The following is a 17,300-nucleotide window of genomic DNA, read 5'->3' as shown; positions in this document are numbered from 1 at the left end:
AAATGTAAGCTATTCAATGAATGGCGTCATAATTATACACATGAAAGATGAAAGGGTTGAAGAACACATGCCTGAAATGCCCGAAATGGAAAATTACAGACGAATCATTTCTGATCAGATCTTGGATGTTCCCATCACGAATGTTATCGTAAATAGGGAGAAGTCCATTAATATCGAGCAGGATATTTTCATCTCTGAATTATTGAATACAAGGGTTATTTTTATAGAACGTCGTGGTAAATATTTGAACTTTCATTTAAACAACGGACGTAGATTGTTAGTGCATCTTATGCTTGGTGGTCTCTTATATGTTGGTAAGAAAGAGGATCTTCCTCAGCGGAATACGCAAGTAGAAATTACATTTGGAGGAACGACGCTTTACTTTATGGGTCTTCGGTTAGGCTACGTTCATCTATTGTCTGCCAAGGAAGTAGAACAAGTACTGGGTCAACTTGGTCCGGAAGTGACGGATCGAAGAATGAATAGTGAGCGGTTCCTAAATATTGTGAATGGTCGTCGTGGTGCTTTGAAAACGTTACTTGTGAATCAACATGTCATTGCCGGAATTGGGAATCGTTACGCTGATGAGATTGCCTTTGAAGCGGGATTATTACCAACGGCTAAGATTCAGGATCTAGGGCTAGAAGCTATCGAGCGATTATACAATAGTATGAAATCAGTTCTAAGAAAAGCTGTCGATGCTGGTGGTTATATTGATACACCCGTGATGAAAGATGATTCTCATACAGGTGGCTATAAATTAGCATTTAAAGTATATGACCGTGAAGGTGAAGTTTGCTCTCAATGTGGTGGTATTGTAGTTAAAACGGAGTTGAATAGTAAAAAATCGTTCTATTGCCCTACATGTCAGCATGATCGATAACCTGAAGATCGGGAGTCATATCAGTATTCGAGGTGGCTATGCTAAAGCAGCACGTCGCGCGATTGATATGGGGGCTCGATCTTTTCAATATTTCCCTAAGAACCCACGTAGTTTGCATATTAAAGACTTTGATGGTAAAGACGCAGAAAGATGCAAGATCTTATGCGTAGAGGCCGGAATTGTAAGTATTGCGCATACGCCTTATCCAGTCAATCTAGCTGTAGATCAGAGCCAAGAACAGTCATTGTACGATCTAACAGTGAGGTCAATACAGAATGATCTATGTATTGCAGAAGCCTGTGGTTCACTGGGGGTGGTGGTTCATTTTGGTCACTATAAAGGAAAAGACCCGTTACAAGGTTATAAAAATATATTAAAATGTCTTAATGAGGTACTCTCTTCGTGGGAAGGACAGACAAAGATATTAATTGAGAATCAAGCGGGACATGGCCACAGTATGGGCACTACGCTTGAGGAAATGGTTAATATACGTAAGTTATCCCATTATCCTGATAAAATTGGCTTCTGTTTCGATACATGTCATGCATTTACGGCAGGATTATGGGATACTTCTCATACGGATTCGTTATTCGAAAAAGGTGAGGTATTGGATTATTGGAGTAATCTCATAGCTGTTCATCTTAACGATTCCCGCTTTCCTTACGGTTCTGGGCAAGATCGCCATGCACGCGTGGGAGAAGGTTTCATTGGGGAGAAGCCTATTCAAAAGCTATTGAAGTACAAAGGTATTGTGAATGCGGCAATTGTGATGGAGACGGAAGTAGGGAACGATGGAACACATCATGAGGACATCTCCAAAGTTCTCCGCTGGACTTCGCCATAAAGAGAACATGTAGAGAGAGAGAGTGTCAAACCATAGAAGGGATGATGACTATGATTCATTTGTACTTAGATGATTACCGTCGGTGTCCTACAGGATTTGCCTTAGCTCGTAATGGTGAGGAATGTTTGATGATGCTTCGTGAAAGTGACGTTGATATCTTATCACTTGATTACGAACTTGGATTCGATAGTGACATGTGTGGTAGAGATGTAGTGATGGCTATCATTAGAGAAGGATTATATCCACGCGAGGTTTATCTACATACGTCAAGTATGTCAGGAAAGCAGGAGATGTACCAGTTGTTGTATGAGCATAAACCTGCGGATATGATTCTCCACAACGGGCCAATGAGTGATGAGATGTTACATCGTATTGCGAAGGCTGCTGATGTATCATGAGGCTTCTGAATGAGTTAGAATTACGCTCTGAAATGGATCATAAGGGTAAACCTATGGCTGTATTTCTGTACACACCACTATGTGGAACCTGTAAAGTTGCTCGACGGATGTTGGAAGTGGCGGAACATTTACTTCCCTCAGAAATACTGTCTGTGGCTGATGTTAATATGATGCCTGAAATAGCTCAAGAGTACCAGATTAAAAGTGTACCTGCTCTGCTGCTTATGGATGCAGATCGCAGCTATCCAGCAAGGATTCGCTATCGTATGGGTTCTGTGGAAGAGTTATTAGAAGCGATAAGGAGTGTGACATGAATGATATCGATGCAAAATATTACGCTACAAAGAGAGAATGATATTATACTGAATGATGTATCTCTTGAGATTAAAAGTGGTGAGAACTGGGCTATCCTAGGTAGGAACGGTTCTGGAAAGACAACATTGTTAGAAATGATGACAGGATATCTGTTTCCTAGTCGTGGTCGAGTTGAAGTAATGGGCAATGTGTATGGGCAGTGTGATATTCGTGAAATTCGCAAAAGTATTGGATATATCAGTCCTTCCTTATTAGATAGATTTGCTATGACGGATCCCGTGTGGGAAGTTGTAGCTACGGGTGCGTATGCGTATTTGCGTTTCTATGAGACTATTCCTTCTGAAGTGAAAGAGGATGCATATCGTCTACTTGAAGAAATGAATATGGCTCGATTAGCGGAACATACATTAGGTACCTTATCTCAAGGGGAACGTAAAAAAGTGTTGCTTGCTCGTTGTTTAATGGGGAATCCTAAGCTTCTCATCATGGACGAGCCTTGTGCTGGTCTTGATCTGTTTGAACGTGAAAAAATGCTAATTGAAGTAGATCGTTTGCGACAACGCGATATAACGGTCGTCTATGTTACTCATCATGTGGAAGAAATCGTTCCACTTTTTACCCATGTTGCTCTTATTAAAGATGGTCGCTTAGCTGGTGCAGGACCGAAAGAACAAGTTCTAAATAAAGATATGATTATGCGTACCTATGACATTCCAGTTGAACTGGAATGGGACGGCGGACGTCCCTGGATCAAGGTAACTTCTGGAGGTTAATCCAACTTGGATGATAACAATGTAAATATAAATGAAGAGGTAGAACAACAAGAGCAACGTCAGTCACGGTTTATAGTTACAGCAAATCATGGATTTGCTCCTTTCGCACAAGAGGAACTACGTCGCTTATTCGGTAGTGTCAAAAGTACCGTACTTATCTCGGGCGAAGTATTTTTGGTGAGCGTTGCATATACATGGAATGAAGTCGCAAGCATGATAGCGAATCAAGCTCCTATTTTCGTACGTCATATTCAGCCCGTGGATATCGAGATTGGTGCTGATCAATTAGATGTTGGTGTAAGTGAATTGAAGGCTTATTTACTTCGTCAAGAAGAACTACAAGGTGCATGTGTTTCACTTCAAGTTCGTAAATCAGAACATAGTTTGAGTGAGCAGAGTGCAGGTGCACTTAGGGAACGTTTACTCGTAGAATTGGAAGGATTACACTCGGAGTTCACGGTGCAAGATGCTAAATGGACGCTGTCTGTATTTGTTTCATCGGATCATATTTATGCTGGTGTATCGCGTCCTCAAGATAACATCTCTGACTGGAATGGTGGAGCTGTTCGTTTTCAAAAAGAACAAGGGCAGATTTCTCGCGCCAAATTCAAATTGCTAGAGGCAGAGAGATCCTTCGGTATTGATTTCTCAGCATTTCGTCATGCACTTGATATTGGGGCAGCACCTGGAGGTTGGACATCATTCTTACTTGAGCGTGGCATACACGTGACGGCGGTTGATCCAGCGAAGATGCACGAGTCATTAGTGAATAACTCGCAATTAAAGATTATGCGAAAGAATGCCTCAGAAGTGAAGTTCCGTGACAATCAATTTGATCTGTTAGTATGTGATATGAGTTGGAGCCCGAAACAAATGGTTAAGCTCGTTAAAGATCTACTCTATTGTCTATCCCCAGGGGGCACAGCCATTGTTACCGTGAAGCTAATGCATAAGAAGCCAATGGCGTTAATCAAGGAAGTGATTGCTTCATTCGAAGAGGATCAGATGCAATTACAATATGCTAAACAGCTATTTCATAATCGCGATGAAATAACACTTCATATGATTAAATATTAATGGATTGAATTACATGAGGGGGTTTATCTTTTGCAACAATATATAGTTTCGTTTATTGCTGACGCGGAAGTGTTTGCGCAATTCGTACGTAGTATTCCGGTTGAAGAATTAAATTATAAACCTACGTTTACGTCATGGAGTATAAAAGAAATTATCGTCCATGTGGTTGATACTGAAATGATATTACAACACAGGATTAAAGCAATTCTGGCAGAAGATAACCCCGTCATACAAGCTTTCGACCAGAACCTATGGACAAGTGAATTACAATATTCTTTAAGGGATATTGAAGATCAAGTTGCGTTGTTTGTGTTGTTGAGGAAAGTATTCGCTCCAACACTTCAGAGTATTCGTGATGTAGATGGAGAACGAGCGGGAACACATTCCACCGATGGAACTATACTACTTAAAGATATTATTAAAAAGATGTCAACGCATCTGCAAGGGCATATTGGACAAATCGAGAGGAATCGTGCTACATTTGCACTTCGAAAATAATCCTTTACAAGTATCTTTGAAATGATTTATAATAATACCAAAATTAACCAATAGAAACAAACAGGGAAAGTATCCCGAAGAGTTCGAAGAATACGGTTTAGACCGGTTCTTTACTTTTCAGGGTACTTTCTTTTTTTTGTGTGAAATGGAGGTTGAATGATGAATCGACGCTTCTTACTTCTAAAAGGAACGATTATTGGGGGAAGGTACTTGATCCAACATGTTATTGGATCTGGAGGTATGAGCCATGTTTATTTGGCTGATGATCTGAAGTTACCTGGAAAGCAGTGGGCATTGAAACAGTGTTTTTCTTTTCCACAGCAATTTACTAACATCGAGGATGAAGCTGAATTATTGATAACTTTGAGTCATCCAAGACTTCCGAGGATTGTGGATTTTTTCCCACCGGATGTCAAAGGAAATGCCTACTTGGTCATGGACTATATCCAAGGTGTGACACTGGAGAAATATTTGAGTAGTAGAAGTGGAATAGTGAAGAATGATTTCATAATACAGCTAGCCGAACAAGTACTTGATGTACTTGATTATCTTCACAGACATGACCCTCCCATTGTATTTCGTGACCTCAAGCCATCAAATATTATGCTGACGTCACAATTAGATTTACGACTAATTGATTTTGGAATCGCTCGAAATTTTAAGCAAGAACAGAATCAGGATACAGTAAAGCTTGGGACAGTCGGGTTTGCAGCTCCAGAACAGTATGGTAGTGGTCAAAGTGATGCAAGATCTGACTTGTATGGATTAGGGGCATTGCTCTTATTTCTCGCAACAGGTGGGTTAGCTAGCGAATGGTCAGAGGGAGTTGATTCTGTCGTTCGTAATGATTTCCCAAAAGGAATGATACCGATAATTCGTAAATGTTTACACCAATCCCCTGCAGATCGTTATCAATCGGCAAATGAAGTTATGGTTGCGTTGATGAATCATAGACAAGGATCTCTTAGTCATTCATCTCTAAGTACAGTAACTGGGCATATTGGGAATCGGGTGATTGCAGTTATGGGCGTGAGTTCAGGTGCGGGGACTACGCATACAGCGATTTGCACAGCTCATTATTTGGCTAGAAATTTCAGAAAAGTGGCCATCGTTGAGATGAATATGGAAGCGAAAGCATTTAGTAGAATTCAGCAAATCGTCGAAGGGGAGAATGATTTAGTTCAACAACGTGATCGACGTTTCTCCGTAGAAGGCGTTGATTATTATCGACAGACGGCAAGAGCCAATGTGATTGAATTGCTTGGAGGTAGCTACGATTGTGTTGTTATGGATTTGGGATCATACCAGGAGAATGATCGACTGGAAGAGTTTCTGCGTGCGGATGTACCGATTCTTGTGGGTTGGGGTTCGGAGTGGCGGATGCAGGAAATGGTGGATGTTATCAATAGTCTAACGAGACATCCTCAGAATAAATGGGTGTATTGTCTTCCGCTTGCGCCTTCGGATGCTATACATCGTCTTCGTAAACAACTCAATATAGCTAAAGTTTATAGTGTACCCATGCATACCGATCCTTTCGATCAATGTGAAGAGATGGATAAATTAATGGGTCAACTATTTCAAGGAATTGTCCCGGAAATGGTGAAGCGGAGAAGATTTCGATTCGGAATTAGATAGCTTAATGAGCAGAAAGGGGAACTCAATCTATTGAAAATATGGATGTTTGCCGGTATGTGCGATAAAAGTGATATTTTATTCTACCTGTGCAAGCTTCTATCAACTGCCAATAAGAAAGTACTTTTAGTGGATGGTACAGACACGCATAAATATCAACGATACATGGGACAGTTGGAACGACCATTAGCAGCAATCACTAAATTTATGAAATTTGATGTGGCTAGTGGGTTTACTTCACAAATGGAGTTGGAGAACCATTTACGAAATGACGGGGCAGGGCTAGACAGTTATGACATTGTTATTTACGACATTGAGAACGTAATATTCTGTTCAACGGATACATGGAATGTAGCTGCAGCGTGCACTTGGAATATGAACTATGGTATTTGGTCATTTCAAAAAGGCTCAGAATGGATGAATGAATGGATATTACATGATCCCTTATTGACCGATCTTCTTTTTCAGAGAATCTATTTACGAACAGTAGACTGTTTATTGGATCATATCTTTATGGATAGTTGTAGGGATAGATGGCCAGTACAGTTAACAAATGAGTACATCGTTATTCCTTGGGATGAGGTAGATACCGGGTTAAAGCTTGCAACTGAACATTTAAGACATTTGCGAATGAAACCTCTATCAAGACGTTACAAAAGAGTGATTTGTAGATTAATAGAACAGTTAACGCCATTAGATCATAGACAAATTAAGCAAGCACTACTACAAGTTGAGAGGGGAAACATATGAGCACAGTTGCATTTTGGAGTCCATTACTAGGAGGGAGCGGAAGTACGGTTCATGCTGCTTCTGTCGCATCTATGATTGGAATGGAATATCGAGTACGTATGTTACTGGGACATGGTGGGGCAGCAGGGGAAAGAGTAGAGGAAGCATTTCAGACAGGAAAGGTAGCGTTAGATCATTCGTTCATATCTATGAGTGATTGCGGTATGGATGCTTTGGAGCGATTATGCCTGAATAGACGTCTTAATAAAGAAAATATCCGTGATTATACGGTACCCTTGCTCCCTGAAAGGCTCGACTTTATTACTGGTAATGCCAAAAAAGAGGGTACGCTTCCTGGGTACAGACCTACGTTACTACCATCGATCCTCTCATGTGCAAATGAATATTATGAGCTCGTACTTATGGATGCAGGATGTGGGTATGAAGATTTGGATTCTAAGGGGGATGGTGCTCTTCTTAATAACGCAGATCTTGTTGTCGTGAGTCTAACACAGAATATTCAAGCTATAGAAGCATTTTTCTCAGGTGGACAACTACCTGCCGCACTTCAACATAAGCCTTACATCATTGTTGTTGGTAGATACGATCATCATTCCCACTGCACGCTACAAAATATGAAGCGTAGATTCGGATTCAAAGGGTCCATACATGGTATTCCGTATTCAACAGACTTATTAGATGCATGGAATATGAAAGCTTTATTACCGTTTATACATAGAAGTCGGCACTTGAATAGTCAACACTCTGCAGCTCCATTCTATGAAAGTATTCGGTCAGTAGCTAGGGAGATTATGGAGCAGCTTAACTTGAGTAATTCGGTTAAAAAAATAGAGAAGGGCGCTTAAATGACGAGCAGGAAACTAATTCCAAGCGCCTATTCTATAAGGTAATGAACTACGTTAGAAGTTTAAGGGAGTGAGAAACATTGTCAAAGATTAGACAGAAAACAAAAAACTTGATTCTTGCAAGTCTATCTGGAGCTCTCATTATGGGGACATTATCAGCAGGTGGGATTACATATTTAATTAAACAACAAGCCAAAGAAGAGAAAACAATCCGATTGGCTTATCAGTCACAAATTGATGAGGCAGAAAAACGCTTTAAAGATCAAAATGCTGCAAAAAAAAGAGTGATAGTCACTTCAAAGGAAATGAAGGCGGGTGAAAGTTTAACGGAGACGGATTTAAAGGTGATAGAACTACCTGAAAAAGATGTTCCAGACAATATGAACGATGGTATAGAAGATTTTATAGGAAAAGTCCTAAAGATAGATGCTAGCATTAATACGCCATTAATTAATTCTATGCTTTTTGAGGAAGGAGTTACTCCACAAGATCTAAGAATTCAAGAGTATAATGTGCTTCAGCTACCAACCCAACTTAAAAAGGGACAATTTGTGGATGTTCGAATCATGTTTCCAACGGGACAAGACTACACAATCTTATCGAAGAAAAAAGTAAAGGATCTACTTGGTACTACGGTATGGCATGAAGTCAATGAATTCGAAATTTTAGCCATGCAAAGTGCGATTGTGGATGCTTATATCCATGGTGCCAAACTGTATGAAATAACCTATGTTGATCCGTTTATGCAGGATAAATCCATTCCGAACTATCCAATAAATCTTAATGTCATCGATCTAATACAATTAGACCCAAATATTCTCGAAAAAGCTAAAATTTCAATGGATACTTGGGGAAGAACAAGAATAGAAAAGGCGATGTCAGAGATGGATGGGCTAGATATCACAAAAGTTCAAAATGGTAGTATGATGCTGCAACAACAGGTATTAAATGATCAAACGGTACAACAACAAAAGAATCAAGGAATAACGAATGATCAATATATACCACAAACAGATCCTGATATCAGCGGAAGCACTTCAGACACTAGTCCACAAAATGGAGCAACAATGGAACAATTATCGACTACAAATCACTCTATACCACAAGAATCCATTGTTCAACCTGTTCATGCTAGAGAGAAAGAAAACGAAGTGTTTGAACAGCCATTAGTTAATCCATAGAGAAGGGGGGATAGCATTGAATAATACATTGTTTTTTGGGTCGTGTGATATAAGTGATTTGCTTCAGTATACGTGCAAAATATTATCGACGACGGGTAACCGAGTACTGCTTGTTGACAATACATTAGAACAGTTTATCTATTATGGTTCCCAAATCCATCATGGTGAATTGAAGCTAACTGAGAACGATGGATTTGAAATAACAAATGGATTCCTTAAGCTATCAGATCTTGAGGGATTTCTCACAACGAATGAAAAATATGATCAAGTAATAATTCATTGTAATGACCCACAATTCCTATCCAAATCAGATTTACATAAGTTCAATAAAAAGTATGTAGCAGTAAACAATGAACGTATTGTCCTTGAAAAGACAGTTAAGTTCTTGAATGAACTCTTTAGTAGCAAGGGAATAGATGATGGACCCATCCAACTAACAAAACTAGTTGTGAATCAGGTTTCATGCGATATAGCTGAAGACTATTTAGAATCTGTTCTGGGTAAATTCCCCATCGCATGGGCTGACGAATCTTTCGAAATGATGTTTGACGAAAATGACTTCGTTTCAAAAATTAACAATCAGCATAGTGGGCAGAGCGATATTAATCACTTGTCACGACTATTCAAAAAAACGCTAATAAAGTTGTCTGAGGACATATCAGGTTTAGATAATAAAGAAATAAAGTCAGCTTTTAAACAAGCAAAAAGGAGGAAGATCGTATGGGGCAAATAGCTTTTTGGTCACCGGTTGGAGGGCAGGCTGGAAGTACAGCTAATATCAGTGCAGTTGCAACTGTTATTTCAATGGAATATATGACCAAAACATTAATGAGTCATACACACTGGGATAAACCAACATTGGAATCTACATTTATAAGAAACAAAGATATCGGTGAAGGCGAGATGAATTATGCTACTGCGGGTATGGATGCATTGGAACGATTAGTACGAAGTCAGAAATTAACACCAGAATTAGTTCGTGATTTCACAACTCCGATTCTAGCAAACCGTCTCGATCTAATGACAGGAACGACTAAATCAGATACTGAACTTTTTGGATCTATCTCAGAAGTCGTAAATAGTATTTTCGATGCAGCGAAGCAATTTTATGACGTATCGCTTATCGATGTGAACAATGGATTTGACAATTCATTTACAAATACCGTTATATACAACTCAGATTTGATCGTTGTGAATTTGAATCAAAACCAATCTGTATTAGAACAATTCTTTAATGGATGTGAATGCAATGGATTGTTGAAGGATAAGGAATACGTGATCGTCTTAGGACAATATGATCGAAATTCTAAATATAACATAGGGCATATCAAGAGAACATTTAAATGTGATAACCCGATGTATACGATACCTCACAATACAGGATATATGGATGCTATTAATGATAGATCAGTCTTAGAATTCTTTCTCAAAAATAAAAACATTCGACCCGTGAATGTTAATTATCATTTTATGAATGACGTTAGAAAATGTGCAAAGGGAATTCTTGATGCTTCAGGAATAGATACAAAGATTTATAGCGAACGGGGGGCTTAAGTATGTTGCCGAGTCAGTGGATCAATACATCCCTGATAGTCGTAATGGTCTTCGTGATCGGAGTTATCATGTTCTTTAAACTTACCGAGAAGAGAGAATCGCGTAAACACCCTCATGAACTGGATAAGAAATTTACGATTCCAGCATTGGTTGAGTTCGTAAAAAGAGCACTAAATGAAATAACAACACCTAACGTGGATATATTGGGTCTCTTGTCTGAAGAAGAATACAATCGACACATAAGTCAAAGATTACAACTGAAAAAGGCGTTAAAAGGTTCTACTTTTGGTGACCGAAATGATAAAAACTATGTCAAAAGCACAATTTTTGATCTTCTTTATAAAAACTATGGATTAAACAGTGAGAATATCAATCAGGTTATTCCATTCAATAACTCTGAACAATTAACATCCCAAGATAAATTTGAAATCATCATACATAAATACAAGAAGAACTTTGGTATGGATGCATTATCAAAAATGATTGATAACAACAATCTCGCTGAATTAAAAGAAATGATCGATGATAGTCAATCGGAATCTTATATCATAACGGTCGCTGAAATGGATGAAGTTTATAACAAGGAACAGAAGAGCTTATCCTTCGAAGATATGCTAAACATTGTTGTACAAAGAATTTATCAAGAATTTAAGGGGTTCAGCGTGATAGATGATATCCGTGATATGCGCATAGATGGTGTGTCGGGTGGGGTATCTGGTATACCTATCGATCAGATTGATCCAGACAATGATCTGATGATGAGTTCAAGTCAAGCTAAGATGAAGTCCATACCTTTAGGTCACGACAGTGTTTGGATATTTTATAAAGGTAAGACCATTCATTTAGCCTTTCTCTCTTTCAATACCGAAGCTGAGTTAAAGAGAGTCTGCCAAAATATCTATCGGTATAACAATCCTGGACAATTGTCAGATGCAAATGGCTTTAAAGTCAACGATATGAAAGATGGTTCTCGTGTTGTCGTGGTAAGACCCAGTTTTTCAGAATCTTGGGCTTTTTTTGTTAGAAAATTTGATACGGGATCTGCTCATCTAGAAGAATTGATATCGGAGAAAGACACGAACCGTGTTTTAGTCATGACACTCCTAATCTATTTGATAAAGGGTTGTAGAATTATCGGACTTACGGGTGCACAAGGTACTGGGAAAACGACACTTTTAATGGCATTAGTCAGATACATTCATGCATCCTATACGATTCGAGTACAAGAAATGACGTTTGAATTACGTTTGAGGAAAATATATCACAATCGAAACATCTTATCCTTCCGTGAAACGGATACGATTACAGGCCAAGCGGGACTTGATCTTCAGAAAAAGACAGATGGTGTAGTTAACCTACTTGGTGAAATTGCTACTGACGTTGTAGCGGCTTGGATGATCCAAATGGCCCAAGTTGCAAGCTTATTCACATTGTTTACACATCATGCTAAGACGACTAAAAGTCTAATAGAATCCATTAGAAACTCGTTGCTGAAGACTGGAATGTTTACAAATGAAAAAATTGCGGAACAGCAGGTCATTAGTATATTGAATTTCGATGTTCATATGAAGAAGGATCAGGATGGCAAGAGATATATCGAGAGAGTTACTGAGATTGTCCCTCTTGATCTTAATGTTGATTACCCAACTGACTATCGCGATGTTTCTGATCCACAAGCGAAGATGGAATTATTTATGAACACAACGACTGAATATTTCAGAAGACAAACGGACCGGAAATTATACGAGGTTCAGAATATCATCGAATATCAGGATGGTGGATATGTGGCAGTGAATCGTATTTCTAGTCGAAATCAGGAAGAAATGCTGGAATTCATGTCACCACGGGAAAGGCAAGAGTTTATCGAGTTCACAGAAAATCACTGGAGGTGAATGAGATGGATTTAAGAACAATAGGAATTGCTGTCCTTTTGGGTTCCATATCTTTAACTATCTTCTTTTACATCTGGCTGAAACTGTTAACTAGAAGGGCCGAAAGAGACGGTACACAAGAGGTTATACGTTCATACGAATTATTAGCGGGTACCAATCAGCAGAAATGGAAGAGAAGATTTTCTCAATTCTTTCAAGATTCCTATGTATTTCTCCTAAGGGTTCCTGTCATTCGGGGGTATGTTCTTAGAATAAGAAAAAGACTACAAGCTATTCATGCTTATGATGAGCATATGATGCGACGTGAGACTATTAAAATTGTTTTTTCTTCGATTAGTATTGTGTGCTCCGTCGTTCTTATTTTTATATTTGTAAATCAAGATTTTACGTTCATATTTATGGTTCTGCTTGCAGCGTTGGTTGTGAATGGAATGTTGATTGATACATTTGTATATCGCGTTGAGGACCGTTTGCTTATTCAACTTGCTTGTTTGTTAAAAGATGTACGCCACAATTATCATCAGCACGGGATGATCGAAGAATCGATATATGATTCTGCCGAGACTTCATCTAATGAAGCTGCACTTCATGCCAGAAAAATACATGAAGTCCTAACATCCAATAACCCAGAAGAGAAGCTTGAATTATATTATGAATCTGCTCCCAATCGTTATCTAAAAGGTTTTGCTGGAATGTCTTACTTAGTGCAAGAGTTTGGAGACAAGATCGTTAAAGAAGGTTCGTTATATTTAAATAATTTAAACAAGCTCACCGAAGAGATTAATTTGGAAATATTAAAACGCAGGAAATTAAACTATCTCTTTAAGGGGTTAACAGCCATTGCGGTAATCCCAATTCTATTTACACTACCGATAGAAAGTTGGGCAAGTAATCAGTTTCCTTTAATGGCAGCATTTTATTCAAGTAAGATGGGGTTTTTAACTAAATTAATTATTTTTGGAGTGGTTCTTGGCTCGTATGTACTTCTCAAAAAAATGCAAGATCAACAGGAGGGGACATATGTTACAAAGGTTAGAAAAAATCCTTGGGAAAAGCGAATTTTTAAAATTCCAGGAGTAGCGTGGCTCGTTGATCGTCTAACTCCACCACGTAGGACAAGTGAACACTTTAAGATAAGTAGATTATTAAAAGAGGCAAATGCAGCTTTTTCAATCGAATGGCACTATCTTCATAAGTTTTTATTATGTTTTATTTTATCTATTGGGATGTTGATTGCCTTCTCAACGATGCACTATATTACGATACACAATGTGATGACAGCTCCTACGAATAACACCAACTTGTTTGGGAAAATGTCTGCTGAAGAATTGCAGAATGCAAATCAGCTAACGGATTTTGACACGCTCATCATGAAGCAAGTGAAAGGTGTGAAAACTGAGCTACTGCAAGACAATGTCGTGACGTTGGTCAAACAAGATGAAACAGTATCTTTTAACGAAACGTTACTTAACGCTACAACTATTCGGATACTTTCAAAAATACAAAAAGTTAACTCTGAATACCTGAAATGGTGGGAATTTCTGATTAGCATCATGTTAGGGTGGGTTGGATATCAAATGCCATACTGGTTGTTGCTATTCCAGAAGAAAATGCGTGCTATGGATATGCAGAATGAAACAGATCAATTTCTTACGATCGTTGCAATGCTTTGTGAAATAGATCGTATGTCAGTCGAAGTCATTCTTGAATGGATGGAGAGATTCTCTAATATTTTTAAAGACCCATTGCATAAGTGTGTCCAGAATTTTGAAAGTGGAGCAGAAGAGGCTCTGGAACAGGTCAAACTAGATGCACCTTTTACACCACTTGTTCGAATAATTGAGAGACTTCAATTATCAATTGCTAGAATCCCAATTAAGCAAGCATTTGACGATCTTGAAACAGAACGAAAGTTCTATTTTGAGCAAAGAAAGCAATCTTATGAAGAAATGATTGAAGCGAAAGCAGGATGGGGAAAAATGATAGGTTTTGCACCCATGTATGCCGTTATTTTTCTGTATTTAGTTATTCCATTAATTTATATGAGTTTCACACAAATTGGCGTGTACTACGAACAAATCAACAAACTTTAAATTCGGTAATAAAAAAATTACCCATATACATTAGGAGGAGAAATGAAATGAATAATGCATCCACAGCTTTAAAAGTATCGGCAGGTATCTTTTTAACGATCGCACTGATCACAATTGTAGTCGTACTGTTTATCTCAGCTCAGGAGGCAACCAAATCAGCTCAAAACAATTTCGCAGATATCCAAACGGAAATGTCGCAAGCATCTTTCACTGTATATGACAATACGACGGTATCCGGTAGCCAAGTTCTAAATGCTCTGCGAAAGTTCCAAGACAAAGGACAATTCGGTGTTGAAGTTAAAACAGGAAAGAATACAACGGGTTCTTGGTATTTCAAAAATATTAACACGGTTGTACCCGCAGGAACTTCTGGCTACGGATCTGTGACTAATGTAGTACCAGGGGGCACTATCGCTTATGCCAGTAATGAATCTGAAATGGATTATGTAAATCCATCAGGTAAGTTTGAAGCAAATGTTATTAAAGACAACAGTAATGTCATTCGAGGGATTACCTTTAAACAGAAATAATTGAACTCTTCAATACATAAGGAGATGTGTTATTCGCGTCTCCTTTCTGACAAGAAAAGAAGGTGACTGTTATTGCAATTGAAAACAATAGTTCTGAAGCCATAGGTCTTAGCTTAGCTGTCTCTATGTTTGTTGTTTCTCTGACACTATCAGTATATCTGTTTTCAACGACAGGAGATACGATACAGCGAACCTACGAAATGAATACGCGATCTGACAATAATATATATTCAACGCTCAAGGTACCTTCGGATTACGTTGTAAGCGGAGCAGAAGTAAGACAGACTCTTTACACAATGATAGAAATTGGAGTGGATATTGAAGTGAACGGAGTGATGTATTCGAAGTCGTTAGATCCAAGGACACTGAATGTTTCTTCTATTGATCTTTCTAAGAAATATATACCTACATATGTAAGAGACTATAAAGGTGCACTAAGCATGTTACGTTTTAACTAAAGGGGATGATAAGTTTTGCCGAATTCGGTTGCAACAGTGTTCGCTGTGATCATTGCAATTGTCCTTATCTTAATATTTCCTGTCTCAAGTGCACTGAACAAACAAGATGATATATCCGAAGTGGTAGTTCTAAATGCTGTATCTCATTTCGTAGATTCTGTTCGAGATAAAGGATACATAACACCTACCATGTACAAGGGGTTCGTAGATCAAATGGCTTTAACAGGGAATACCTATGATATTCAGATGGTACATCGACACAAAAGATATGATCCTATTTACAATAATGATGGTATTTTTCAAGATGGATACCATGTCAATTATGAGGAATTTTTTAATGCTCAAATAAACGGAAAAATTTTTCCGAGAAATTCAAGTGAAACCGTAGATTCACCCAACAGAATTTATAAATTTGCAGTGGGTGACTTTTTCGATGTTACTGTTAAAAATACAAACCGAACGATGGGGACATTGATGAATGACTTCCTTACTGGAGGAATAAACAACCCTAATGCAACAATTGTAATTCCGTATGGAGGCATGGTCCTCAATGAAGACTATAACTAAACTAGCCATTTTTTCTGTTATGATCCTTTTACCTTACTTTGTTTTCAATAATATTAATCTTGAAGTCCAACGAGAAACGCTTATTACAGAAATTAGATATAACAAGGCAATAGATACAGCGACACAAGATGCTGCCAAAGCGCTCTTAACTAATAGTAGTCAAAGAGATGAAACGCAATATGAAAGACTAAAAAAGGTCAAAATCAATAGAGAGGAAGCAGTACAAACCTTTCTACAAACGATGTATTTGAATTTTGGTGTTTATAATGATCCAGATGGACAAGGTGTTCTTAAAACCTACATTCCAGCGTTAGTTATTGTTGGATATGATGGATACTATATGTATTCATGGGATGAATATACGAATGCGGCGGGTGAGATGGAACTCAAACATGTATGGAGTCCTAAAAAACCATACGCTTATGCTGATAATAATGGTAACACATTTGCTTTTACCCTCGATGAATATGTAACGGTTAACAAAAATGGTGATCAACAGTGGTTGGAAGGGTTTCGAGGTGAAATAACATCAGAAGCATCCATCCCCTTATTACATGATTCCAAGACATTTGATCAAGTGCGGAGGACTTCAATTGTTCATGCCATTCAGCAAGACCTGCAATTTCAAATCAATAAATATAATAATTACTCGAAGCGTTACGGCGTAGCATATACCTTTACATTACCACTCATTAGCCAAGAGGAATGGAACAATACGATCAATGATGTTGGTATTTTGGCATTCGTACAGGGAATTCCAATGGGACAGAAGTATTATAACAACTACGCTTTGGGAGGAAGTCGAATCGTGAAGAAACCAATATATAACGGGATGATTGCGAATGGACACAAATACTATTATTCTCGAAATGCCTGCGTGTCATCCTTTACAACGGAGGAGGTGTTCACAACTGAAAGAGACGCAGCAGCTAATGGATATATTCCTTTGGACTGTACAGTAGGAAATAGGAATTAAATCTTAATAATTGTACAATTAAATGTGGAAA

General features: G+C 38.3%; 19 protein-coding genes. All 19 read left to right on the top strand.

Going from position 1 to position 17,300, the window contains the following annotated elements; all coding sequences use genetic code 11:
- Window positions 1-16 precede the first annotated feature (16 nt).
- The gene (locus tag PBAT_RS22170; protein ID WP_338060051.1) at window positions 17-883 is read left to right on the top strand and encodes an Fpg/Nei family DNA glycosylase; all 867 of its coding nucleotides are present in this window, start codon (window positions 17-19) and stop codon (window positions 881-883) included.
- Complete coding sequence (locus PBAT_RS22165) at window positions 873-1,727, top strand: deoxyribonuclease IV (RefSeq protein WP_068652851.1); 855 nt, start codon at window positions 873-875, stop codon at window positions 1,725-1,727. Before PBAT_RS22170 ends, PBAT_RS22165 begins: the two co-directional genes overlap by 11 nt.
- A gap of 50 nt (window positions 1,728-1,777) precedes the next feature.
- The gene (locus tag PBAT_RS22160) at window positions 1,778-2,125 is read left to right on the top strand and encodes a cyclic-phosphate processing receiver domain-containing protein (RefSeq protein ID WP_068652850.1); all 348 of its coding nucleotides are present in this window, start codon (window positions 1,778-1,780) and stop codon (window positions 2,123-2,125) included.
- The gene (locus tag PBAT_RS22155) at window positions 2,122-2,439 is read left to right on the top strand and encodes a thioredoxin family protein (RefSeq protein WP_068652849.1); all 318 of its coding nucleotides are present in this window, start codon (window positions 2,122-2,124) and stop codon (window positions 2,437-2,439) included. The genes PBAT_RS22160 and PBAT_RS22155 overlap by 4 nt, the downstream gene beginning before the upstream one ends.
- Window positions 2,440-3,213: an ABC transporter ATP-binding protein gene (locus tag PBAT_RS22150; protein ID WP_068652848.1), complete on the top strand. Its 774-nt coding sequence runs from the start codon at window positions 2,440-2,442 to the stop codon at window positions 3,211-3,213.
- Between the two features lie 6 nt (window positions 3,214-3,219).
- Window positions 3,220-4,290, top strand: coding sequence for an SAM-dependent methyltransferase (locus tag PBAT_RS22145; protein ID WP_246168261.1), 1,071 nt, complete (start codon window positions 3,220-3,222; stop codon window positions 4,288-4,290).
- 30 nt (window positions 4,291-4,320) lie between these two features.
- On the top strand, window positions 4,321-4,788 hold the full coding sequence (locus PBAT_RS22140; protein ID WP_068652847.1) for a DinB family protein: 468 nt from the start codon (window positions 4,321-4,323) through the stop codon (window positions 4,786-4,788).
- Between the two features lie 156 nt (window positions 4,789-4,944).
- Window positions 4,945-6,426, top strand: a complete 1,482-nt coding sequence (locus PBAT_RS22135) for a serine/threonine-protein kinase (RefSeq protein ID WP_188016958.1) — start codon at window positions 4,945-4,947, stop codon at window positions 6,424-6,426.
- Between the two features lie 30 nt (window positions 6,427-6,456).
- Window positions 6,457-7,173 (top strand): hypothetical protein, encoded by a 717-nt coding sequence (locus PBAT_RS22130; RefSeq protein WP_068652845.1) that lies wholly within the window; start codon window positions 6,457-6,459, stop codon window positions 7,171-7,173.
- Window positions 7,170-8,018 (top strand): CpaE/TadZ family protein, encoded by an 849-nt coding sequence (locus tag PBAT_RS22125; RefSeq protein ID WP_068652844.1) that lies wholly within the window; start codon window positions 7,170-7,172, stop codon window positions 8,016-8,018. The genes PBAT_RS22130 and PBAT_RS22125 overlap by 4 nt, the downstream gene beginning before the upstream one ends.
- A 143-nt stretch (window positions 8,019-8,161) precedes the next feature.
- Window positions 8,162-9,199: an SAF domain-containing protein gene (locus tag PBAT_RS22120; RefSeq protein WP_157091347.1), complete on the top strand. Its 1,038-nt coding sequence runs from the start codon at window positions 8,162-8,164 to the stop codon at window positions 9,197-9,199.
- A gap of 16 nt (window positions 9,200-9,215) precedes the next feature.
- The gene (locus PBAT_RS22115; protein ID WP_068652842.1) at window positions 9,216-9,932 is read left to right on the top strand and encodes a hypothetical protein; all 717 of its coding nucleotides are present in this window, start codon (window positions 9,216-9,218) and stop codon (window positions 9,930-9,932) included.
- Entirely contained in the window at window positions 9,920-10,753 is an 834-nt protein-coding gene (locus PBAT_RS22110; protein ID WP_068652841.1) for a hypothetical protein, read from the top strand. The genes PBAT_RS22115 and PBAT_RS22110 overlap by 13 nt, the downstream gene beginning before the upstream one ends.
- 2 nt (window positions 10,754-10,755) lie before the next feature.
- Window positions 10,756-12,645 (top strand): P-loop NTPase family protein, encoded by a 1,890-nt coding sequence (locus PBAT_RS22105; RefSeq protein WP_068652840.1) that lies wholly within the window; start codon window positions 10,756-10,758, stop codon window positions 12,643-12,645.
- Between the two features lie 5 nt (window positions 12,646-12,650).
- Window positions 12,651-14,738, top strand: coding sequence for a hypothetical protein (locus PBAT_RS22100; RefSeq protein WP_068652839.1), 2,088 nt, complete (start codon window positions 12,651-12,653; stop codon window positions 14,736-14,738).
- A gap of 47 nt (window positions 14,739-14,785) precedes the next feature.
- Complete coding sequence (locus PBAT_RS22095; RefSeq protein WP_068652838.1) at window positions 14,786-15,268, top strand: ABC transporter permease; 483 nt, start codon at window positions 14,786-14,788, stop codon at window positions 15,266-15,268.
- A 62-nt stretch (window positions 15,269-15,330) separates the two neighbouring features.
- Window positions 15,331-15,726 carry a hypothetical protein gene (locus PBAT_RS22090; RefSeq protein ID WP_068652837.1) on the top strand — a complete coding sequence of 132 codons (396 nt, stop codon included), beginning with the start codon at window positions 15,331-15,333 and terminating at the stop codon, window positions 15,724-15,726.
- Between the two features lie 15 nt (window positions 15,727-15,741).
- A complete protein-coding gene (locus PBAT_RS22085; protein ID WP_068652836.1) occupies window positions 15,742-16,293 on the top strand; it encodes a hypothetical protein in 552 nt (183 codons plus the stop codon).
- Window positions 16,277-17,269 (top strand): hypothetical protein, encoded by a 993-nt coding sequence (locus PBAT_RS22080; protein WP_068652835.1) that lies wholly within the window; start codon window positions 16,277-16,279, stop codon window positions 17,267-17,269. The genes PBAT_RS22085 and PBAT_RS22080 overlap by 17 nt, the downstream gene beginning before the upstream one ends.
- Window positions 17,270-17,300: the final 31 nt, after the last annotated feature.

Source organism: Paenibacillus antarcticus (assembly GCF_001637225.1).
GTDB classification, from domain to species: domain Bacteria; phylum Bacillota; class Bacilli; order Paenibacillales; family Paenibacillaceae; genus Paenibacillus_AQ; species Paenibacillus_AQ antarcticus.
Note: the sequence above shows the minus strand (reverse complement) of the source record. Positions and strands in the feature narration are given on the sequence as shown.